Origin of the sequence: Flavobacterium daemonense, assembly GCF_007341385.1 — a bacterium.
Classification (GTDB): domain Bacteria; phylum Bacteroidota; class Bacteroidia; order Flavobacteriales; family Flavobacteriaceae; genus Flavobacterium; species Flavobacterium daemonense.
The window spans coordinates 35,670-58,619 of the sequence record NZ_VJYD01000014.1 but is presented as its reverse complement, the minus strand read 5'-3'; the positions used below and the strand labels follow the sequence as shown (position 1 = coordinate 58,619).

20 protein-coding genes and 2 tRNA genes are annotated in these 22,950 nt (G+C 34.3%); 10 read left to right on the top strand and 12 right to left on the bottom strand.

The genetic code is table 11. The features are described from left to right. Positions 1–99: 99 nt before the first annotated feature. Both FND99_RS16530 and sppA read right to left on the bottom strand, forming a co-directional pair. Positions 100–1,047: an alpha/beta hydrolase gene (locus FND99_RS16530; protein WP_144339039.1), complete on the bottom strand. Its 948-nt coding sequence runs from the start codon at positions 1,045–1,047 to the stop codon at positions 100–102. A 10-nt stretch (positions 1,048–1,057) separates the two neighbouring features. Beyond that, positions 1,058–2,815: a signal peptide peptidase SppA gene (sppA, locus tag FND99_RS16525; protein ID WP_144339038.1), complete on the bottom strand. Its 1,758-nt coding sequence runs from the start codon at positions 2,813–2,815 to the stop codon at positions 1,058–1,060. A gap of 169 nt (positions 2,816–2,984) precedes the next feature. Here sppA and folK point away from each other — a divergent pair, with 169 nt between their 5' ends. Next, positions 2,985–4,118, top strand: a complete 1,134-nt coding sequence (folK, locus tag FND99_RS16520; protein WP_144339037.1) for a 2-amino-4-hydroxy-6-hydroxymethyldihydropteridine diphosphokinase — start codon at positions 2,985–2,987, stop codon at positions 4,116–4,118. 96 nt (positions 4,119–4,214) lie between these two features. On the opposite strand, the gene FND99_RS16515 is transcribed toward folK, so the two are convergent. The 5 genes from FND99_RS16515 to FND99_RS16495 all read right to left on the bottom strand — a co-directional run bounded on the left by FND99_RS16515 (position 4,215) and on the right by FND99_RS16495 (position 10,136). Further along, positions 4,215–4,565, bottom strand: coding sequence for an MmcQ/YjbR family DNA-binding protein (locus FND99_RS16515; protein ID WP_144339036.1), 351 nt, complete (start codon positions 4,563–4,565; stop codon positions 4,215–4,217). A 2-nt stretch (positions 4,566–4,567) separates the two neighbouring features. Next, positions 4,568–6,721, bottom strand: coding sequence for a T9SS type B sorting domain-containing protein (locus tag FND99_RS16510; protein WP_144339035.1), 2,154 nt, complete (start codon positions 6,719–6,721; stop codon positions 4,568–4,570). A 74-nt stretch (positions 6,722–6,795) separates the two neighbouring features. After that, a complete protein-coding gene (locus FND99_RS16505; RefSeq protein ID WP_144339034.1) occupies positions 6,796–8,976 on the bottom strand; it encodes an Ig-like domain-containing protein in 2,181 nt (726 codons plus the stop codon). Positions 8,977–9,086: 110 nt separating this feature from the next. Beyond that, positions 9,087–9,626: an RNA methyltransferase gene (locus FND99_RS16500; protein ID WP_144339033.1), complete on the bottom strand. Its 540-nt coding sequence runs from the start codon at positions 9,624–9,626 to the stop codon at positions 9,087–9,089. A gap of 81 nt (positions 9,627–9,707) precedes the next feature. Then, entirely contained in the window at positions 9,708–10,136 is a 429-nt protein-coding gene (locus FND99_RS16495) for a DUF1573 domain-containing protein (RefSeq protein ID WP_144339032.1), read from the bottom strand. A gap of 157 nt (positions 10,137–10,293) precedes the next feature. Between FND99_RS16495 and mutS the strand changes: the two genes are divergently transcribed. The 4 genes from mutS (at position 10,294) to FND99_RS16475 (ending at position 13,761) form a co-directional block, all read left to right on the top strand. After that, on the top strand, positions 10,294–12,900 hold the full coding sequence (mutS, locus tag FND99_RS16490; protein WP_162615566.1) for a DNA mismatch repair protein MutS: 2,607 nt from the start codon (positions 10,294–10,296) through the stop codon (positions 12,898–12,900). 161 nt (positions 12,901–13,061) lie between these two features. Continuing rightward, a tRNA-Gly gene (locus FND99_RS16485) sits at positions 13,062–13,134 on the top strand. Positions 13,135–13,149: 15 nt separating this feature from the next. Further along, positions 13,150–13,235: transfer RNA gene (locus FND99_RS16480), tRNA-Leu, on the top strand. Between the two features lie 151 nt (positions 13,236–13,386). After that, positions 13,387–13,761: a DUF1508 domain-containing protein gene (locus FND99_RS16475; protein ID WP_144339031.1), complete on the top strand. Its 375-nt coding sequence runs from the start codon at positions 13,387–13,389 to the stop codon at positions 13,759–13,761. A 126-nt stretch (positions 13,762–13,887) separates the two neighbouring features. Here the strand turns inward: FND99_RS16475 and FND99_RS16470 are convergent, their stop codons facing one another. Both FND99_RS16470 and FND99_RS16465 read right to left on the bottom strand, forming a co-directional pair. After that, positions 13,888–14,103 carry a PG1828 family lipoprotein gene (locus FND99_RS16470; protein ID WP_133526350.1) on the bottom strand — a complete coding sequence of 72 codons (216 nt, stop codon included), beginning with the start codon at positions 14,101–14,103 and terminating at the stop codon, positions 13,888–13,890. A gap of 353 nt (positions 14,104–14,456) precedes the next feature. Next, positions 14,457–15,698: a 3-deoxy-D-manno-octulosonic acid transferase gene (locus FND99_RS16465; protein ID WP_144339030.1), complete on the bottom strand. Its 1,242-nt coding sequence runs from the start codon at positions 15,696–15,698 to the stop codon at positions 14,457–14,459. 135 nt (positions 15,699–15,833) lie between these two features. Here FND99_RS16465 and FND99_RS16460 point away from each other — a divergent pair, with 135 nt between their 5' ends. The 4 genes from FND99_RS16460 to FND99_RS16445 all read left to right on the top strand — a co-directional run bounded on the left by FND99_RS16460 (position 15,834) and on the right by FND99_RS16445 (position 19,432). Next, positions 15,834–16,967, top strand: a complete 1,134-nt coding sequence (locus tag FND99_RS16460) for a DegT/DnrJ/EryC1/StrS family aminotransferase (protein WP_144339029.1) — start codon at positions 15,834–15,836, stop codon at positions 16,965–16,967. Positions 16,968–16,969: 2 nt separating this feature from the next. Next, positions 16,970–17,410, top strand: coding sequence for a nuclear transport factor 2 family protein (locus tag FND99_RS16455; protein WP_144339028.1), 441 nt, complete (start codon positions 16,970–16,972; stop codon positions 17,408–17,410). A 15-nt stretch (positions 17,411–17,425) separates the two neighbouring features. Further along, positions 17,426–18,442: a UDP-glucose 4-epimerase GalE gene (galE, locus tag FND99_RS16450; protein ID WP_144339027.1), complete on the top strand. Its 1,017-nt coding sequence runs from the start codon at positions 17,426–17,428 to the stop codon at positions 18,440–18,442. A gap of 84 nt (positions 18,443–18,526) precedes the next feature. Beyond that, entirely contained in the window at positions 18,527–19,432 is a 906-nt protein-coding gene (locus FND99_RS16445; RefSeq protein WP_144339026.1) for a DMT family transporter, read from the top strand. A gap of 228 nt (positions 19,433–19,660) precedes the next feature. On the opposite strand, the gene fabD is transcribed toward FND99_RS16445, so the two are convergent. After that, positions 19,661–20,533, bottom strand: a complete 873-nt coding sequence (gene fabD / locus FND99_RS16440) for an ACP S-malonyltransferase (protein ID WP_144339025.1) — start codon at positions 20,531–20,533, stop codon at positions 19,661–19,663. Positions 20,534–20,606: 73 nt separating this feature from the next. Further along, the gene (locus tag FND99_RS16435; RefSeq protein ID WP_144339024.1) at positions 20,607–20,969 is read right to left on the bottom strand and encodes a DUF983 domain-containing protein; all 363 of its coding nucleotides are present in this window, start codon (positions 20,967–20,969) and stop codon (positions 20,607–20,609) included. Positions 20,970–21,203: 234 nt separating this feature from the next. Between FND99_RS16435 and FND99_RS16430 the strand changes: the two genes are divergently transcribed. Further along, entirely contained in the window at positions 21,204–22,067 is an 864-nt protein-coding gene (locus FND99_RS16430; RefSeq protein WP_144339023.1) for a helix-turn-helix domain-containing protein, read from the top strand. Positions 22,068–22,328: 261 nt separating this feature from the next. On the opposite strand, the gene FND99_RS16425 is transcribed toward FND99_RS16430, so the two are convergent. After that, the gene (locus tag FND99_RS16425; RefSeq protein ID WP_144339022.1) at positions 22,329–22,862 is read right to left on the bottom strand and encodes a YceI family protein; all 534 of its coding nucleotides are present in this window, start codon (positions 22,860–22,862) and stop codon (positions 22,329–22,331) included. Positions 22,863–22,950 lie beyond the last annotated feature (88 nt).

The following is a 22,950-nucleotide window of genomic DNA, read 5'->3' as shown; positions in this document are numbered from 1 at the left end:
TTGGCGATAAAGTTTTCTTAAAAATGTAAGAATTGTATTAATTTTAAAACAAAAAAAATCCGTTTGAAATTTTTCAAACGGATTTACTTTTTAATGTTATTATTTTTTGATGAAAGCAACAATTTTGTTTATCAACTCCTCAGAAATAGGAAGCGTTTCATTGTTGTAGCTTTCAAAATTTGCTTTGTTATCGCCGTCAATAATTTTTAGAACATGATTCATTTTGTCCACAATTGCCAATTGCGAATTCTTGCTGGCTTTCGATAAATTTTCAGCATCTGAAACGCTTACTTGTAAATCCTTATTGCCTTGAAGGATTAAAATAGGAACCGTTAATTTTTTTATTTCGTTTTGCGGATCGTATTTAAACCAAGAAATCAAATACGGCTGGACGCTTGGCCTGAAAAGCGAATTTAAAATTGGATCAACTTTTTTTACTTTATTGCCGCTTTTCAAACTGTCAATAATTGGGAAAGTCATTTCTTCAATTTGTTTGTTTGATTTCGAGGAAATCTGCTCTTTCAAAAGTTTATCAGCCGATTCACCCGCACCTGCAATCGAAATAAATTTGTTAGCTTTTGCGCCGGCAACCATTCCAATTAATGAACCTTCACTGTGACCAATAACGATTAATTGAGAAAAGCGTTTGTCTTGTTTCAAAAAATTAATCCAGCTTTTGGCATCTTCGGTATAATTTTCAAAAACTAAAGTAGATTCATCTGACATCGCTTTTTTGCTTTCGCCAATTCCTCTTTTGTCATAGCGCAATGAAGCAATTCCGTTTTTTGCCAGCGCTTCTGCAAGTAATTTCAGCGAATTGTTTTTCATCATCGAATTATTTCCGTTTCTGTCTGTTGGTCCTGAACCTGCAATAATTAAAGCTACCGGACATCTTTTCGTAACATCAGGAACGGTTAGCGTGCCGTAAAGTGCATCAATATTGATTTTTAAAGTAACATTTGTTTCTTTAAAAGTATCCTGTTTCGTGTTTTGAGCATTTACAGCCGAAACGAATAAAACAGTCAAAAACAAAAATAGCTTTTTCATTTTCAGATTGTTATTTAATGTTGATTCCAAAAGGCATAATCGCTTGAACTCCTTTTTGTTTTTGAAGCTTTTTAACCTGTTCGATCAGCAAATAGTTTTCTTCGCCAATTTCTTCTTTTATGAAAGCTTCTTTAGATTGAGCGAAAGGCATTTTTGAAAAAATATCTCCTAATGTTTTTTCGTATTCAGGATAATTCTGAGTGCTATAAGTTGTTACTTTAGCCATTTTAGCAGCTTCAGCAATAGCATCATTCAAACCTCCAATTTTGTCAACTAAACCAATTTTAAGAGCTTCAGTTCCAGACCAAACTCTTCCTTGGGCAATGGAATCAACTTGAGCAAATGTCATTTTTCGTCCTTGAGCAACGTGTGTTACAAAAGTGTTGTAAATATGTTCAACGCCTTCTAAAGTAAAAGCTTTGAACTTTTCGTCAACAGGAACAAACGGACTATAATTTGCAGAGTTTTCGTGTGTTTTAACTTGTTCTGTATTGATTCCTAATTTATTAGCTAATGGGCTAAAATTTGGCAATACTCCAAAAACGCCTATAGAACCTGTAATCGTATTGTTTTCAGCAAAAATTTTATTGGCGTTGCAAGCAATATAATAACCTCCAGACGCTGCATAATTACCCATTGAAACCACTACTGGTTTTACTTTTTTAGTTATTTCGATTTCTCTCCAAATCAAATCTGAAGTCAAAGCACTTCCACCTGGGCTGTCAATTCTTAAAACAATTGCTTTTACATCATCATCTTTACGAGCTTCTTGCAACGCGCGTCGCATGGAACCTTCGCCAATAACATTTACGTCTCCTTCACCGCTTTCAATTTCGCCTTGAGCGTAAATAATCGCGATTTGATCTGTTGCTGTATTGGTCAGCGCAGTAGTTACATTATTTTGTGTATAATCTTCAATCGAAATTTTATTGTAATCGTCATCTCCAGTTACTTTTAATGCTTTTTTGATTGCATCGTGATACACATCTTCATAAGCAATAATATCAACTAAACCATTGGCTTTTGCCATTTCTGGCGTTCTTGCCAGTAAGCCATTTGCTATTTCATTCAATCTAGGAAGCGGAATATTTCGGCTTTTTGAAATATCAGCAGAAACAGTTGCCCAAAGAGAATTTAATAAAGCAGTAATTTGCTCCCTGTTGGCATCGCTCATTTTATTTTCTAAAAATGGCTCGACCGCACTTTTGTATTTTCCATGACGAATTACTTCCATATGAATACCTGATTTGTCTTGGAAATCTTTAAAAAACATTACTTCAGATGATAGACCTTTAAAATCTAAATCGCCCGCCGGATTCAAGTAAACGGTGTTTGCAACAGAATTTAAATAATATTCTTTTTGCGAATAAGTATTGGCGTAAGCCCAAACAAATTTTCCTGATTTTTTAAAGCTTTCAAGAGCGTTTCTTAAATCTTTATATTGAGCAAGTCCTAAAGAGGATTCATCATTTAAAATCGAAATTCCTTTGATTTTATCGTCTGTTTTTGCCGCTTCAATTGCGTTGATGACATCTGTCAAACCAATTCCTTTTTGTTCTGAAAAAACAGTTACCCAAGGATCTTTATATTTTCCGGCATAGTCATTTTTAATGTCTTTTAAATTCAGTTCGATAACCGAATCTTTTTTTACGGAAACCGCATCATCTCCTCCAAAAATAGCTCCAATAAGGATTACTCCGAAAAAGAATAACATGATAAATACAAAAATACCAATCACTGTGGCAATTACATTTCCTAAAAACTTCATAATGTATATTTTTTTAATAAGTAGCAACAAGGAATCCTTTGTTACAAATATATCTAAATACGGTTTAATTCTATTATACGATTTATGAAATATTTGTAGATTTTACATTTTTAAACTCGCCAAATAATCTATTCAATTCTAAAATAGTTTTAGTTACTTTGCATTAATTATGAAGTCACAGCATCAAGTCGTTTTATCTTTAGGAAGTAATCAAGGAAACAGGTTAGCAAATATTGAAAGTTGTATTGCTTTAATACATCAGGAAGTGGGAACTGTTATCAGGGTTTCAAAACTATATGAAACTCCCGCTTGGGGATTTGAAAGTGATGCATTTTATAATTGTGCGCTTCTTCTGCACAGCACTTCATCGGCACAAAAAATATTGAATCAGGTTTTAAAAGTCGAAAAAAAATTAGGACGAATCCGATCCAATCAAGAAGGCTATCAATCACGAATTATTGATGTCGATTTAATTGCTTTTGATGATGAAATTATAGAAACTGAAAAACTTCAGATTCCGCATCCGCACATGCAAAACCGAAAATTTGTGTTGTTGCCGTTTCAAGATTTAAAATTAGATTGGAAACATCCAGTTCTTCAAAAAACGATTCCCGAATTAATTGCAATTTCTCCGGACGATAGTGTTTGCACGGCTGTCAAAAAATTAAAAAGTCCGTTGCAGGAAATTGCCCTTGAAAACTTCAATTATATTGCTTTTGAAGGAAATATTGGAGCCGGAAAAACCACATTAGTTCATAAAATTGCAGAAGATTTTAATGCCAAAACTGTTTTAGAAGGATTTGCAGATAATCCGTTTTTGCCAAAGTTTTATAAAGATCAAAACCGATATGCTTTTCCGCTGGAAATGTCTTTTTTGGCAGATCGCTATCAACAATTATCAGATGATTTAAAACAATTTGATTTGTTTAAAGATTTTATTGTCGCTGATTATCATATTTTTAAATCTTTAATTTTCTCTAAAATAACACTTGGAGAAGATGAATATCGCTTGTACCGAAACTTATTTGATATTATTTATAAAGAAATGCCAAAACCGGATTTGTACATTTACTTGTATCAAAATACCGAACGCCTTCTTCAAAATATCAAAAAGCGCGGCCGTAGTTACGAACAAAATATAGAAGCATCTTATCTGGAAAAAATCAATAATGGTTATTTGGATTACATAAAATCACAAACCGATTTGAATGTTTTGGTTATTGATGTTTCAGATCGCGATTTTGTAAAAAGACACGAAGATTATCTTTTTATTTTGAATGAAATCAAGAAAAAAATAGGGTAATATCTCAATTATGGAATATGCCAATTAGAAAATTAGATAATTTTTTATGCGGTTTCGAGAGCATTTCCTAATTCTCTAATTGACACATTAATCTAATTATAGTATTCCGAGTTGTTTTCTCAGTTTGGCTGATAATTTTTCCTGAACAAGATTATACGACTGCTGAATGTATTTTTCCCATTCCGATTTTTTCATTCGTGTAATATCATCGATCAAAACCCATTTGTATTTTGCGACATAAGGAGCTGGTTTAAATCCTGGTTTGTTGCTTATTTCTTCAAATTCTTCATCTAAAACTTTAAAAGAAGCTGAAGTTGGATTTTGGTCAAGACCAACAACACAATACATTTTTGAACCAACAGAAAATACGAGATCATGACCCCATTTTATATCTTCAGTTGTTCCCGTTAATTTGTGACAGATTTCGCGAATTATTTCAATATCCATTTTTATCTTTTTAATGTAAAATGCCCTCTTATAACTGGCTGCTCATTGTCGATTTTTAAAGCATACCAATAATCAGATGCGGGTAAAGGTACTTTATTGATGGTGCCGTCCCAATATTTTTTTGATGCGTCTAATTGTGCAATAAATTTTCCGTAGCGGTCAAAAATTGTAATTTGTGCTTCTGGATAATTTTCTATTCCGGTTACTTCCCAGACGTCATTATAAGAATCATTATTGGGAGTGAAAAATGCAGGGAAAAGGAGCACAACAAAACTTTTTGAAGCCGTTTTACAGCCACTTTTTTCTCGAGCATATGCCGTTTGCGATCCGCCAGGAGCATCATGAAAAACATTAGTATTCTGAAAATTTATTCCGTCAATTGAATATTCAAAATAGCTTTCTGGATTATTTAAAACAATAGTTACGGTTCTATTATCTACATCAATTTTTTGAATTTCAGGCGCAGGAAGTTCTATTACTTTTATTGTTTTTCTGTTGGAGCAGTTTCCTGCAGTTGGAGCAGTAACATCGACAAAATAGGTTCCTAATTGCGAAACTGTAATTTTCTGGGTTGTTTCTCCAGTTGACCATAAATAACTCATATTATTGATTCCCGCATCAAGTGTAACCGAATTTGGCGCACACAAAACCACTTCTTGATTTTGAACTTCTGGAAGAGGATAGATTTTGATTTCTACAGGAGTTCGTGCCAATGAACGGCATTCATTATTATTGGCTTCGGCATAATAAATGGTATTTGCAGAAATGTTTGGCGTAACAAATAAAGCTCCAGTTCCTAAAACCGAACCACCTGTTTTGGAATCATACCAATTTGCCTCGCCCGCAGAAACAGTCGCTTCTAAAAAAAAGATTCCAGAACCGCAAACCGGATCGGGAGCTGAAACCGAAGTTACTTCAGGGACAATATTTACTCGTACTTCTACTGCAGTTCGTTTTGTGGAACAGCCCTGATATTCTGCAGCAACGAAGTATGTTTTATTAGCATTTAAAATCGGAGTTGTGTAATTGGAGCCAGTTGCTATTGCAGTAGTTGTCGTTTCATCAGCATACCAATTTATGGTTCCCGCTGAACTTTTAGCTTCCAAAACAGTTGTTCCAGATCCGCAGATATCTGGAGCTTTTGTTTCGGTAATTGACAGCATCGTCAATGAAGTGCTCGCACTTATTTGTGGATAAACATCGCCAGGCATTCCTCCATATTCTACAATATATCCTCTAGGATAATTTACATTTGTAGGATCACTGCTTCCATAAAGCGAGGTATCATTCCATCTTCCTTTTTGTCCATCTCCGGGAGGTGCGATGTAGGCATAATCTTCAACACCAATCAGCCTAATTTCGCCGCCGTTATCAGGTTCCTTAAAATTGTTCCAATAAGCAAAAGTCGTGGTGGAGCCACTTTGACGTCCGTACCAAAATTGAGTTCCTTCTTCTGGACCTGTTTCCCATATCCAATAGGGTTCTTTTCTGGCGTCACTGCCGCCAATCCAACCGGTACCTGAAAGTTGTTCTCCAACAAATATTGCTTCGTCTAGAGTTGTAATAGTTACTAGGTAACCTTGTAAACCAAAATAATTGCTTGCCGCAGCAGCTCTTTTTGCTTGGCCCCAAGAAATTCCGGGACTGGAAACAAACTGATAATAATGTTTTGAAGAAGGCAGATAATTGGCCTGTCCTAAACTTATAGAGAAATTTCTGATTCCAGTTGGAACAGGATTACTATTTCTAAATTCAACTGTTTTTATCGCTGCTATAAATTCAAAAACTGTTGTGCTGTTATTAGTACGCGAAATAGTAAGTGTTCCTGAATCTGGATTCCAGCTTGAGGTTAAATTAGGATTTGTATTTGGAAAAGTTAAGGCATCTTCGCCATTTACATATCCAGAAGAAATCTGAATGTAAACGGCGGTAATTTCTTCTGTGGAATTAATTGTTGCATCGGTTACAATTTTTATGCTGCTTTGCGGACAGTAAACTTGATTGCCAACAGCAGTAATCACTGAAGAAGCAGTTAGGAGTTTTTTTGTCTTTTTAAATTCTCGTTTAGGTAAAGGCGCACTTTTAAACGCAAAGAATATATTACAACACAGTAATACAATTGCCAAAGTGTAAATGCAAGAGAATTTAGTTTTCATATTTAAAAATACATTTTTTAATTGAAAACTGCCTTGGAAAACATTGAAAATGAGATTTCAGCTAGAATAAGTTTTTATCTTTTTAGTGAAAAATGTCCTCTCAAAATAGGATGATTATTGTCAATTTTTAAAGCATACCAATAGTCTGAAGCAGGCAGTGGAGATTGATTAAAAGTTCCGTCCCAGCTCATTCTTGAAGCAGATAATTGTGCTATTAATTTTCCGTAGCGATCAAAAATGGTGACTTGTGCTTGCGGATAATTTTCCATTCCAGTTACTTCCCAAACATCATTATAAGTGTCGTTGTTTGGAGTGAAAAAAGTAGGAAAAACCAATACAACGAAGTTTTTGGCGGTGCCTCCACAGCCTCCTTTTTCTCTGACATAAGCAGTTTGCAAGCCACCTGGGACATCATAAAAAATATTTGAATCTTGGAAGTTTGAACCGTCAACAGAATATTCAAAGTATGATTGTTCTTTTTTAAGATAAATTATAGCTCTTGTTCCTTCAACATCAATTCGATCGATTTGCGGAATTTCATGCTCTTCAACGATGACTGTCTTTCTGCTAGTACAACTTTCTGGTGCTGGACTTGTTACATCGACTGTATAAGTTCCTGCGGTATTCACTTCAATAGTTTGAGATGTGGCTCCGTTTGACCATAAATAAGTCATTCCAGCTATTCCTGCATCTAGGGTTGCTGTTTTAAATTGACATAAAACAACAGTTTCATCTGTAACTACAGGAGGTGTGTATATTTTAATATTTACAGGAGTACGTGTTGAGTTTAAGCATCCATTGTTTGAAGCTTCAGCATAATAAACAGTAGAAGATGTGATTGCAGGTGTGTCAAAAGTATTTCCGGTAAAAACACTAGTTCCTCCAGATGAAGTTGTGTACCAATTAATAAGTCCAACATCACTAGAAGCTTGCAGTGTTACACTTCCTGGTCCGCATCGCGAAACATTTGCAGAAGCGACAGTTGGCGTATTTGGAGTTTTATTGACAACTGCTGTAACCGATTTTCTGTTGGCATTGCAACCAGTATCTACGTAATATGTTGTCGTCGTACTTATTATTGGTGTAGCATATGAGTTTCCTGTGGCAACTGCTGTTCCTCCATTCGCCTGCGTATACCAGCTTATTGTTGCTCCATTCGTTGCTGTTGCGGTCAAGGTAAAGCTTCCCGAATCACAAATTGGATTTGGAGTTAATACCGTTGCTTCTGGAATTGTAATTTTAGTACTGGCGGCGATTTCTAATGGCGATTCTCCAGCTGATCCACCATATTCAACAACATAGCCTTTTGGTTGATAATTGTCTCCCGGAATTAAAGATCCAGTATTTGATAAATCATTCCACGAACCTCTAATTCCTACTCCTGGCTGCGTAATATGTGCATAATCTTCATCTCCCTGCTGATTTGGTTCACCTGTATTCCAAAAGGCATAATTAGGCGTTGAGCCATTTGCTGCTCCATTCCAAAAAATAGTACCAGTTTCAGGACCTGTAACCCATTTCCAAACACCTTCGGTTTCTGCGTCGCTTCCGCCAATCCATCCTGTTCCTGATGCTTGCTCACCAATTAATTTTGCTTCATCTGCAGATAAAATGGTGGCCAAATATCCTTTTAATCCATAATAAGTACTAGCTGCTGCAGCATCTCGTGCCGAAGTCCATGTAATTCCGATACTTGGAACAAATAGGTAAAAATGCTGTGTTGAAGGCAGATAATTGGCATTACCAATCGTTATTGAAAAGGTTCTTGTCCCGCTTGCAGAAGCAAAAGAATTTGTGAAAACTACATCTTTTACAGCATCAACTAAATCAGAATATAAAACATCGGTTCCAGTTGAACTTGTTATGCTTAATTTCCCTGCTGTTGAATCCCAGCTTGTAGTTAAATTAAGATGTGCCGCTGGATTTGAAAGTGCAAGCTGATCCAAGCCGCTTGAATAACCTGACGAAATTTGAATATAAACACCCTTAGTTCCTGTTTCAGCTGGGTCATGCGTAATGCTGAAATCGGTTACAATGTTTATAGTGTTTTGAGGGCAATATAACTGATCTCCTGTTGCTTTAATTACTGGTGGCGCAATTGCAACTGTTTTTTTTGTTTTAACTGATTTTACAGTGTCATTTGCTTTTTCGACAAATGAATAATTAAAAAGTGTAATCTTTTCATTTGCATGAGATTGACTAAAACATAAAACAAAAAGAAAGATAAGAGTTATAAGGAAATTGGCATTTTTCATTTTATAAAAATATCACTTTTATAATAATAAAAAAAGAATTTTCAATTTCTAACAACTAAAGCCTTAAAGCTGTTATAAAATCACAATTTTTTAGAGAAAAATAGTATTTATTATTTTGTTGGCCAGTTCAATTTCTGAAACAAATCCCAAACCACAATTCCTGCACTTACAGCAATGTTTAGCGAGTGCTTGGTTCCTAATTGCGGAATTTCGATACAGCCGTCGCAAATAGCTACAGCTTCCTGAGCAACGCCATAAACTTCGTTTCCAAAAACTAAAGCATATTTCTGATTTTTCTCAACTTTAAAATCCTGTAGAAAAATAGCGCTTTCAACTTGTTCTATAGCAAGAGTGAGAACATTTTCTTTTTTTAGATTTTCAATAACTTCCAAAACATTTTCATGATGTTCCCACGCAACAGTTTCGGTAGCGCCAAGAGCGGTTTTATGAATTTCTTTGTTTGGTGGCGTAGCAGTAATACCACATAAAATGATTTTTTCGATCAAAAAAGCGTCGGCGGTTCTAAAAACAGAACCAATGTTGTGCAAACTACGAATATCATCCAAAACTAAAATTAAAGGAGTTTTGTCTGATTTTTTAAAATCTTCAATCGATTTGCGGTCTAATTCGCTATTTTCAAGTTTTCTCATTTGTGTTGTATTCAGGTCATAAAAAAAGCTTCCAAAGATAAGGAAGCTTTTTCAATTATTTTATTTTGTTTTATTTTCAGATTAGCTTTTTACTGGATCTGGTAAAACTGTACCTTTAATAGTAAGTACTTTTGTTGGTTGTCCTTCAGCATTAGAAGTTACCGTTACAGTTTTTGTAAATGCACCAACTCTGTCAGTAGCATATTTTACTCCAATAATTCCTTTAGCACCTGGAGCGATTGGCTCTTTTGGTGTAGTTGGAACTGTACATCCGCAAGAACCTTGCGTGTTTGTAATGATTAATGGTTTTGTTCCGTTGTTAACAAAAACGAATTCACGTTTTCCATCAGCATTGTGAGCAATTGTTCCGTAATCAATAGTTTCTGTTTCAAAAAGCATTCCTGCTCCTTCTACTTTAGCAACTTTAGCAGCTCCTTTTTTAGCAGATTGCGCGTTAGCAGCTGTAACTCCAGCTACAGCAAGCATAACAAATAAAATTATTTTTTTCATTTTTATAGTCTTTGTTTTAAATGATGAAACAAATCTATGTAAAATTCTTAAATGTCCACTTAAAAATTTCTTAAAATATTTTAATTTTTGAAGACTTCAATATGCCGCTAAAAAATTATAAATTCGCTGTCTTAATTTTCATTTAAAACATATCGATTTGGCAGCTAAAGAAAAAGTGGTGAAAGAAACACCTTTAATGAAACAGTACAACGAAATCAAGAGAAAATATCCTGATGCATGTCTGCTTTTCAGAGTAGGGGATTTTTATGAAACATTTGGAGAAGACGCCATCAGAGCTTCTAAAATTCTTGGAATAACATTGACTAAAAGAGGTGCCGGTTCAGATACCGAGACCGCTTTGGCTGGTTTTCCACATCACTCTATTAATACGTATTTGCCAAAATTGGTTAAAGCCGGGCTTCGTGTTGCAATTTGCGATCAGCTTGAAGATCCTAAAATGACTAAAACTATAGTAAAGCGTGGTGTTACGGAACTAGTAACTCCGGGAGTTTCTTTAAATGACGAGGTTTTACAATCTAAATCAAACAACTTTTTAGCATCAGTTTATTTTGCTAATAAAAATATCGGAATTTCTTTTTTAGATGTTTCGACAGGTGAGTTTTTAACGGCTCAAGGGAATGCCGAATATATCGATAAGCTTTTGCAGAATTTTAACCCGAGTGAGGTTTTGGTTCCAAAAGCAAATAAAGGTGATTTTAAAACTGCTTTTGGAGATGATTTTCATAACTTTTATCTAGAAGATTGGATTTACAAAGAAGATTATGCATTAGAAACACTTACAAAACATTTTCAGACGGTTTCTTTAAAAGGTTTTGGAGTTGAAGAATTAAAAGAGGGAATTATTGCTTCTGGAGCAATTTTGTATTACTTGTCTGAAACGCAGCATAATCGTGTACAGCATATTACGGCAATTCAGCGTATTGCAGAGGATGCCTATGTTTGGATGGATCGTTTTACAATCAGAAATTTAGAATTATATCACAGCTATAATCCAAATGCTGTTACGCTTTTAGATGTAATCGACAGAACGCTTTCGCCAATGGGCGGGCGATTATTGAAACGATGGTTGGCGTTGCCGCTAAAAGACAGCAATAAAATAAAAGGACGCCACGATGTAGTTTCATATTTGAAATCAAATCCTGAAGTATTGCACAATATTCAGTATCAAATTAAGCAAATTTCTGATTTAGAGCGTTTGATTTCTAAGATTGCTGCCGGAAAAGTTTCGCCTCGTGAAATTGTTTATTTGAAAGAATCTCTAGATGCGATTATTCCAATCAAAACACTAGCGCTTCAAAGTCCGCAAGAAGCAGTAAAAATTATTGGAGACAGTCTTCATGCCTGTGATTTGTTAAGAGAAAAGATAAAATTAACATTAAATCAGGATGCTCCGGTTGCTATTGCAAAAGGAAATGCGATTGCAAGCGGTATAAGTGAAGAATTGGATGAGCTGCGTGCAATTTCAACTTCTGGAAAAGAATATTTAGAAGGAATTGAAAGAAGAGAGTCAGAGCGTACTGGGATTTCTTCCTTGAAAATATCTTTCAATAATGTTTTTGGATATTATATCGAAGTTCGAAATACGCATAAAGACAAAGTTCCTGAAGAATGGATTCGTAAACAAACTTTAGTAAATGCAGAACGTTATATTACCGAAGAATTAAAAGAATATGAAACGAAGATTTTAGGAGCAGAAGAACGAATTTATAAAATCGAAACGGATCTTTTTGAGCAATTAGTAGCTTGGATTTCGACTTATATTAAGCCAGTCCAAATGAATGCTAATTTGGTTGCGCAGTTAGATTGTTTGTGTTCTTTCACGCAATTGGCTATCGAAAACAAATATGTTTGCCCAGAAATTGATGACACATTTGAATTAGAAATCAAAGAAGGAAGGCACCCAGTAATTGAAAAGCAATTGCCGGTTGGTACGCCATATATTTCGAATGATGTTTATTTGGATAGAGAAGCACAGCAGATTATCATGATTACCGGACCGAATATGTCGGGTAAGTCGGCGATTCTGAGACAGACCGCTTTAATTGTGTTATTAGCGCAAATGGGAAGTTTTGTTCCTGCTGACAGCGTTAGAATGGGAATTGTAGATAAGATTTTTACGAGAGTAGGTGCTTCTGATAATATCTCGATGGGAGAATCTACGTTTATGGTCGAAATGAATGAAACTGCTTCTATTTTGAATAATATTTCAGACAGAAGTTTGGTTTTGTTGGATGAAATTGGAAGAGGAACCAGTACATATGATGGAATCTCGATTGCTTGGGCTATTGCCGAGTTTTTACATGAGCATCCTTCAAAAGCGAAGACTTTGTTTGCAACGCATTATCATGAATTAAATGAAATGACCGAATCGCTTCCTAGAATCCAGAATTTCAATGTGGTGGTAAAAGAATTAAAAGACACTGTTCTGTTTGTTCGTAAATTGGTTAAAGGGGGAAGCGCACATAGTTTCGGGATCCATGTGGCTAAAATGGCCGGAATGCCTCAGCTTGTGATTTCAAAAGCGCAAAAGCTTTTAAAGAAATTAGAAAAAAATCATTCGAGTGATGCTTTAAACGGAATAAAAGCCGCCAACGATGAAATGCAAATGAGTTTCTTTAATTTGGATGATCCTTTATTGGAAGAAATAAAAGAAGAGATTTTAGGGCTTGATATAAATGCTATAACACCGGTTGAAGCTTTGATGAAGCTGAATGAGATTAAACGAATGTTGGTCAAAAAATAAAATAAAAAATTTTCAAGTTTAAAGTTTAGGTTATCAGAAAGTTATAAAATAAGCAAAATATTTTTTCAGAAAACGCTTGTGTAATTGAATAAATGTCCTAAATTTGCACTCGCAATACGAAACAAATCAAGTGTTGCGAGTTCTTAAACAGAATTTGAAATGCGAAAATAGCTCAGTTGGTAGAGCGCGACCTTGCCAAGGTCGAGGTCGCGGGTTCGAGCCCCGTTTTTCGCTCAAAAACCATACAATGCTCGGATGGTGAAATTGGTAGACACGCTGGACTTAAAATCCAGTGAACAGCAATGTTCGTGCGGGTTCAAGTCCCGCTCTGAGTACTAAAGCCTCTTCTTTTGAAGAGGCTTTTTTTATTGTGTAAACTTAAAAAAAGGCGCTGAGGTTCTAAGGTGCTAAGGTTTTAAGGGTTTGAAATCCAAAAATCCAAAATCAACAATCCGAAATTAATAATCTAAAATCTAAAATTTCTAAATGGGTGCATTTGTAATCAGCAGGCGATTTAATGATGAATATAAATTTACGTTTACTTCTCGAAAGGGAAAGGTTATTTTTACGAGTTTGAGTTATGAATTGCGATTTGAGTGTGAAGAGGATATTGAGAAGTTTAAAGCAAATATTGAGCTTGCAAAGTTTTTGAAATTTAAAGGCTCTGGGGGGAAGTATTTTTTTAAATTGATGCTTGGGGAGGTTCATTTTGCTACAAGCCGAAAATACAGTACAGAATTGCTTTTGCAGAAAGGAATAAAGGAGATTATTACTTATGCAGTGAAGTCGGAAATTTTGGACTTCTCATCAAATGATTCAATTTTTGAAGATGAAGTTGTTGAGGAGGAGGAATTGGATTGATGATGATATAAAAAAAAGTGCTCACCATGGTGAGCACTTTTTTTGCTTTAAACTTAAATTTTTAAGTTGGGCATAAAAAAAACCATCGCAATGATGGTTTTAAAATTTTTAGAACTTAGGTTCTAATTATTTTTTTACTTCTTCTACTTTAGCAGCAGCAGAATCAACTTTAGCAGCAGCAGAATCAACAGTTGCAGCAGCAGAATCAACAACAGCAGCAGCTGAATCAACAGCAACAGCAGCAGAATCTACAGGAGCAGCTTCAGCAGCAGCGTCAGCTTTTTTACAAGATACAACAGTTAATACAGCAACAACAGCTAAACTTAAAAATACTTTTTTCATCTTACTTTATTATAAAAGGTTAATTATTAATTCGTGGCAAAGATATAAATTTTTTAATATGTAAAATATTTTTTCACTTTTTTTTTAAAATATTTTCGTCGCTCACGATTATCTTAGTTATCAAAAAACATGCCAAAATAGTAAAAAAATATTATATTATTGTATTTATTGTAGAAATTATTTTTCATTGCATATTCATCATGAAAAACAATGTTTTCTCTTCTCTTGCTTGCGGTTTATTTTGTTTTTTAGCAAATATTCTTCAATTCTTTTAGTTGAAATTCATTCGTAAAAGTGCTTTTTTTGAATTGTAATAATCTTATGCAAGCTTTAAATAAGGTATAAGTTCTTTCTTAAATAGTTTCTGAAACAATTTTCATAATAGAATTTGTGGCTCCTTTATTATTTTGAATAAAGTCTTTGCATATTTTGCTTTTTTCTTCAAAATAATTTTGGTCTCCAAGCAAGCGGTCAAAATAGCTTTTTAGTTCATTTTCATTCGTAATAGAAATGCATCCGCCTAATTCTACTAGAGAAATTGCTTCGGCAAAATTAGCGTAATTTGGGCCAATTAAGATTGGGATTCCGAAAGTCGCTGGTTCTAAAATGTTATGAATTCCAGGATTTCCAAAACCGCCGCCAACATACGCTATTGTTCCGTAACTGTATATTTTGGTCAACAATCCAACGGTATCAATAATAAAGACATTGTAATTTGAAAGATCTGTTGCGTTGTCTTTTTCGGAAAATAATACAGTTGATTTTGAAATTTGAGATTTTAAACTCGAAATTTGATCTTCTTTAATATTGTGCGGCGCAATGATGAATTTAACGGTTTCTGGTGCCTGATTAATGTATTCGGCTAATAAAACTTCGTCTTTTGGCCATGAGCTTCCTATAACTATTGTTGGCGTGTTGTTTTTGAATTTTTCAATAAAATCTACGGTATTGTCTCTCTCTAAAATGGCAGCAACACGATCAAAACGTGTATCTCCAGAAACAGAAACATTTTTAAATCCGATTGCTTCAATTTTTTCTTTTGAACTTTCATTCTGAACAAAAAAGTAAGTAAAAGCTTTTAGCGCTTTTCTGTAAAAACCGCCATACCATTTAAAAAACATTTGATTGTCTCTAAAGATTCCAGAAATCAAATAGGTTGGAGTTTTGCTTTTTTCTAATTCTTTTAAATAGTTCAGCCAAAATTCATATTTAATAAAAAACGCTAATTCGGGATGTGCTAATTTTAGAAACTTTTTTGCATTGCTTTTGCTGTCTAAAGGCAGGTAAATAGTGATATCTGCGACTGTATTATTTTTACGCACTTCGTATCCAGATGGTGAAAAAAAGGTTACAATGATTTTGTGCGTTGGATACTTCCCTTTGATTTTTTCAATAACCGGAAGACCTTGTTCATATTCGCCGAGTGAGGCTGAGTGAAACCAGATTGTGCGATCTTCAGGTTTTATTTTTTCTTCTAAAATTGAAAATACATTTTTTCGGCCTTCTACAAAAAGCTTAATTTTCGGACTAAAGAGCGCCACTATTTTCAGAAAAAACCCCGCAATAGAAATAACTAAATTGTATAAAAAAAGCATCTGTTTATTTTTGTGGCTAAATTACATTTCTTTCGATTATTTTCATTGGTTTGCAGGTATTAAATAACTATTTTTGTTGCTCCTTTTAAAGATTTGGTTTACAAATCAGGATCTTTATTTTAAATGTTATTCAAAATGAAAAAAATACAAATGGTTGACTTAAAGAGTCAATATGAAAAAATAAAATCTACCGTTGATGCTTCAATTCAGGAAGTTTTAGATACAAATACTTATATAAACGGACCATTGGTTCATCAGTTTCAAAAGAATCTTGAAGATTATTTAGGAGCCAAACACGTAATTCCGTGCGCGAATGGAACTGATGCTTTGCAGATTGCAATGATGGGATTGGATTTAAAACCTGGCGATGAAGTAATTACTGCCGATTTTACTTTTGCAGCTACTGTTGAGGTTATCGCTTTATTGCAATTAACTCCAGTTTTGGTTGATGTTGATATGACAAATATGAACATTGATATCGAGGCAATTAAAAAAGCAATTACGCCAAAAACTAAAGCAATTGTTCCAGTACATTTATTTGGCCGCGCTGCAAATATGGACGCGATAATGGAAATTGCTGCAGCTCATAATTTATATGTAATTGAAGATAATGCTCAAGCAATTGGTGCTGATTATATTTCTAAATCTGGTTCAAAAACTAAAGTTGGAACTATTGGACACGTTGCGGCAACTTCATTTTTTCCTTCAAAAAATTTAGGATGTTATGGCGATGGTGGAGCAATTTTCACAAATGATGATAAATTGGCACACATTATCCGCGGAATTGTAAATCACGGAATGTATGAGCGTTACCACCATGATGTTGTGGGAGTGAATTCACGTTTAGACAGTATTCAGGCTGGAGTTTTGAATGCAAAACTGCCTTTGCTTGATGAATATAACAAAGCACGTCGTTTAGCGGCAACAAAATACAATGCAGCTTTTGCAGGAAATGCACATATCATTACGCCAGATTTTGATGCAAATGAAAATGATCACGTTTTTCATCAATATGTATTGAGAATCATTGATGCAGACAGAAATGCTTTAATGCAACATTTGTTGGATAAAGGAATTCCATGTGCGATTTATTATCCAATTCCGTTGCACTCTCAAAAAGCTTATGTTGATTCTCGTTACAAAGAAGAGCAGTTTCCGGTAACAAATCAATTAGTTCAAGAAGTTATTGCGTTGCCAATGCACACAGAACTTGATGACGAGCAAATTAAATTTATTACTGATTCGGTTTTAGAATTTCTAAACAAATAAATATGAGAAGAAGCGGTCTTTTAATTTTGATGATTTTGGTGCAGTTTTCGGTTTTTGCCCAAAAAACAAATTCTAAAGAAGAGAATGAGGTAAACAGCCAAGTTGAGATTTTGCGCCAAGCGATGATTGATGCTGATGGAACGAAATTGAAAGCATTGACTTCGGATAAGTTAAATTACGTACACTCAAACGGAAATTTCCAAAATCAGGCAGAATTTATCGAGGGAATCGTTAGCGGAAAATCTGATTTCGTAACAATAGATTTTCAAGACCAAACCATCACAATTCAAAATGATGTTGCGATTGTCAGACATGTACTTGCAGCTCATACTAAAGATGGTGGCGTCGATAAAGACATTAAAATAGGAATAATGCTTGTTTGGCAAAAACAAAAAAGCAAATGGATTCTTATCGCAAGACAAGCTTATAAATTAACTACATAAAAAAACAACCACAAAATGAAAGTATTAGTAACGGGAGGACTCGGATTTATTGGATCTCACACGGTAGTCGAATTGCAAAATGAAGGCTTCGAAGTTGTGATCATTGATAATCTTTCGAATTCTTCAGAAGATGTTTTAAAAGGAATTACAGCAATAACAGGAAAAACGCCTTTATTCGAAAAAATTGATTTAAGAGAGAAAAGTGCCGTTCGGGATTTCTTTAAAAAACATGATGATGTTACTGGGGTTATTCATTTTGCGGCTTCAAAAGCAGTTGGTGAAAGTGTTGAACAGCCATTATTATATTACGAAAATAACATTAGCAGTTTAGTTTATCTTTTACAGGAATTGCAGCAAAAACCTGAGGCAAGTTTTATTTTTAGTTCGTCTTGTACGGTTTACGGTCAAGCCGAAAAAATGCCAATTACAGAAGATGCTCCGGTTCAAACTGCAATGTCTCCTTACGGAAACACAAAGCAAATTGGTGAAGAAATTATTACAGATACAACTAAAGTAACTAATATCAGCGCGATTTTATTGCGTTATTTTAATCCGGTAGGCGCGCATTCTTCAACTGAAATTGGAGAGTTGCCACTTGGAGTTCCTCAAAATTTAGTGCCTTTTATTACACAAACTGGAGCAGGATTGCGTCAGGAATTGTCTGTTTTTGGAAATGATTATCCAACGCCAGACGGAACTGCAATTCGTGATTATATTCACGTTGTCGATTTAGCAAAAGCGCACGTTATTGCCTTAAAGCGTTTATTGAACAAAAAGAATTTAGCAAAAGTAGAAACATTCAATTTAGGAACTGGAAAAGGAAGTTCTGTACTTGAAGTCATTCATAGTTTTGAGAAAGTAAGCGATAAAAAACTGCCATACGCAATTAAACCACGTCGTGAAGGTGATATTACAGAAGCTTATGCAAATACCGATAAGGCAAATAATGTCTTGGGCTGGAAGGCTGAACTAAGTTTAGACGAAGCAATGGCAAGCGCCTGGAAATGGGAACAGAAAGTGAGGAATATCTAATTCCTTTGATTAAAATTATAAATTTTAAGATCCCAAATTATAATACTATAATTTGGGATCTTTTTTTAATGGCATTTAACTTTTATGAAACAAAGTTTAGATTATAAATTAATTTTTGCTCTTGCAGCTGTTGGAATCGTATGGGGAACTACCTTTTTAGGTATTCGTGTTGCGGTTGAAACGATTCCGCCATGGTTTGTAACCTCTATTCGTCAAGGATTGGCAGGATTGATCATGATGACGATTTTATTGTTTAAAAAAGAACTGAAGTGGATTGGCTGGAAGAATTTCAAACAACAGCTCATTCCTTCGATTTTAATGATTGTAATTGCAAATGGATTTACAACAATTGCTGAAAAGACTCTTCCAAGCGGATTAGCTTCTGTAATAAGTGCTTTATCTCCAATATTAATATTTCTTGGAAGCATTTTAGTTGGATTGCAAAAAATGAGCTTCAAAGGTTTTATTGGAGTATTAATTGGGTTTTCAGGAGTTGTCTTTATTTTCAAAGACGGACTTGGATCATTTTTAGATGCTGATTACAGAACCGGAATGATGTTCATGGGATTTGCAATTTTAGCTTGGGCTATTGGAACAATTTATACCAAAACACACGCCAATAAATCAAACAATATTGTGCTTAACTTGTTTTATCAATTTACTTCTGCCTCTTGCATTCAATTGGTTTTAGCTTCTATTTTTTCGCCAAATCCAGATTTGAGTTCATGGAGTTCAAGAAGTATTTTTGCAGCTTTGTATTTATCGATTTTTGGATCTGTAATTGCTTTTTTCTCTTATAGTTATGCTTTGAAACATGTTACTGCAGTTCAGGTTTCTATTTTGGCTTATATCAATACTATAATTGCAGTTTTTCTGGGTTGGTTGCTTTTAGATGAAGTAATCACAATCGATTTTATTATTGCTACTGTGCTTATTATTCTTGGCGTTTTTATTGTGAATTATAAGAAGAAGGAAAAGAAAGTTTCATAAAATGAATTTAAAAATATGTGTTTTTTAATTTTTCATTTTAGTATGTCATTTCGACGAAGGAGAAATCTTCGCTAGTAGCTCGACAAAGTTGCGGATTTTCTATGTAGAGTTTCTTGCGAAGATTTCTCCTTCGTCGAAATGACAAAAAGCTCTGAAAAATTTATTTTTCAGAGCTTTTTATATGTATGGTTTTCAACTGATCACTAAAAACTGAATACTGAACACAAATTACGCATTAGCAGTAACCGCTTCTTTATCAATTTTATTAATCAAGCCAGCCAAAACTTTTCCTGGGCCAACTTCAGTAAACAAAGTAGCGCCGTCAGCGATCATTTGTTGCACAGATTGTGTCCATTTTACCGGAGCAGTCAATTGAATGATTAAGTTCTTTTTAATTTCATTTGCATCAGAAACTGCATTTGCAGTTACATTTTGGTACACTGGGCAAATAGGAGTCGAGAAAGTAGTTGCTTCAATTGCAGCCGCTAATTCTTCTCTTGCTGGTTCCATCATTGGAGAGTGGAAAGCTCCACCAACAGGTAATATTAAAGCACGTTTTGCGCCAGCCGCTTTCATTGCTTCACAAGCTTTTTCAACAGCAGTAGTTTCGCCAGAAATAACTAATTGTCCAGGACAGTTGTAATTTGCAGCAACCACAACTCCATCGATAGAAGCGCAAACTTCTTCAACAACATTATCAGCTAAACCTAAAACCGCAGCCATAGTTGATGGTGTAATTTCGCAAGCTTTTTGCATTGCAAGAGCACGCTGAGAAACTAATTTTAATCCGTCCTCAAAAGATAAAGTTCCGTTAGCAACCAAAGCTGAAAATTCTCCTAATGAGTGCCCTGCAACCATTTCTGGTTTGAAATCTTCTAAAGTTTTAGCTAAAATAACAGAGTGCAAAAATACAGCTGGTTGTGTAACTTTAGTTTCTTTTAGTTCTTCGGCAGTGCCTTCAAACATAATATCTGTGATTCTAAAACCTAAAATTTCATTAGCTTTTTCGAATAATTCTTTGGCTAAAGCCGAGTTTTCATATAAGTCTTTGCCCATTCCTGTAAACTGTGCGCCCTGACCTGGAAATACGTATGCTTTCATTTGTCTAATTTGTTTTTTATTTTTTTTTGGAATTGAAAATTAGTTTCAATTGAAAGGCAAAAATAACACTTTTTTATTTCGTATAATCCTTAAAAATATAAATCCACGCTAACCTTGAAAATCTCAGATTAAAAGGCGTAAGCACAGTAATTGCCACAGCAATGATGGGAAGAATTCTTAAATCGAAGTTTTTTTCGAAGAAAAACTGCGCAATGCAATACGTTGCAATTCCCTGAGCAACTGTTAATCCGTAGTTTACATACATAGCTCCAAAGAAATAGCCAGGCTCTTTTTGAAATTTATAATTGCAATGACTGCAGTGTTCATTCATTTTTGGTAAGCTGAAATTCAGAAAAATATTCTTGTCTGTAAATACTTTTCCTTTGTGACAAATAGGACATTCGTTGCTTAAAATATGAGTTAGTGCATTTGACATGACTTTGTTGTTTTTTGTTTGTACAAAGATAAACTAGCTTGTTATAGAACTCTTTTTTATATCTTCGCTAATTATAGCACAATAAAGACATTTTGTTCTGTTTTGTTTTTGGCTTTGTGTAAAACTTGTTGTAAATGGCACACAGATGACGCAGGTTTTACGGATTAGATAAAAAAACCAGTGTAAATTAGTATAAATCTGTTTCATCTGCGTGCAATTCTCATTTAAAAGCTTATGAAAAGATATCCAGTTTATAGTGTTCAAAATTTTAGCTGTAACGATATTCATCGCGATTTTTACGTGAATGCATTTAAGGAGCACTTGAAAAGCCACAGTTTTGTTGAGGAAGCGCACCGACATGATTCCTATTTAATGGTGTTTTTTACTAAAGGTTCTGGGAAACACGAAGTTGATTTTGATCAATTTGAGATAAAAAGAGGAAGTTTGTTTGTGCTTCAGCCAGGACAAATGCATCATTGGAATTTGTCTGAAGATGTTGAAGGCTTCGTAATTATCTTTTCACAGGAATTGTACAATTTATATTTCGGACAAAAAAAAATCAACGATTACAATTTTTATCATTCAATTCATAACCGGCCAGAATTGGTTTTTGAAGAAAATGAAATATCTAAAATCCTGCCTTATTTTAATTTGCTGATTCAGGAAAACAATATGAGCAATAAAATGCAATTAGATAAAATGCTGAATTTATTAGATTGTATTCATATTGAAATTTCGAGAAAATACGGTGAAACCTATTCCCATCAAACGCATTCCTACAATATTAAAATCAACAAGTTTGAATCGTTGTTAGAAAAATATTTCAGAACTGAAAAACTGCCGTCGTTCTACGCAGAAAAATTGAATATAACGCTGAAACATTTAAATAGAATCTGCAATGAAATTCTGCAAAAGACAGCGACGGAAGTAATTACAGATCGTGTAATTCTGGAGATAAAAAGAATGTTGATCGACAAACAATTAGCCATAAACGAAGTTGCCTTTAAAGTAGGTTATGAAGATTACTCGTATTTCTCTCGATTCTTCAAAAAACAAACCGGACTATCGCCAACAGAATTTAGAAATACTGCGCGCTGATTTTTTTTGAGTTTGCCACGAATTACACGAATTTCCACGAATTATTTTTTGCCACAGATTAAAAAGATTTTTACAGATTATTTATTCTCAGAAAGCAGAAAAAATCCTTTTTAATCTTTTTAATCTGTGGCAAAAAAAAAAAATCCAGTTTTGAGAAAAAAAATTAGTGAAAATTCGTGTAATTCGTGGCAAAAATAAAAAAAGCCTGCACTCCGAGAAAGTACAGGCTTCTTAACCAAATTAAAACCTAATTGTAAAGTATTAAGCTTGTTTTACAAATTGTAATTCAATGTTTAAACGAACTTCTTCACCTACTAAAACACCACCAGTTTCAAGAGCTGAGTTCCAGTTTAAACCCCAATCTTTACGATTAATTTTTCCTTCTATGCTTAAACCTACTTTTGTATTTCCCCAAGGATCAGTCATGATTCCGCTAAATTCAACTGGGAATTTTACAGTTTTAGAAACACCTTTAATATCTAAATCTCCAGTTAATTCATACTCGCCATCATTGATTTTTTTGAAAGCAGAAGATTTGAAAGTTAATTTTGGATGATTTTCAGCATCAAAGAAATCACCGCTTCTTAAATGTCCGTCACGATCTGCATTTGCAGTGTCGATTGAAGCGATATCAGCAGAAAAACTGAAATCTGCATTATCAAAACTATCTCCTTCTGTGATTGCAGAAGCTTCATAAGTTCCAAATTTCCCTGAAACATTTGTAAACATCATGTGTTTAACTTTAAAACCAATTTCTGAATGTGTTGGGTCAATTGACCATTTTGTAGTTGCCATAATTTTATTTTTTTAAATATTTTAAATAATTAATTTCATTTTGATAGGACAAAGTTACGGTGGTAGTAAGCGTATTGCACTTAACCTA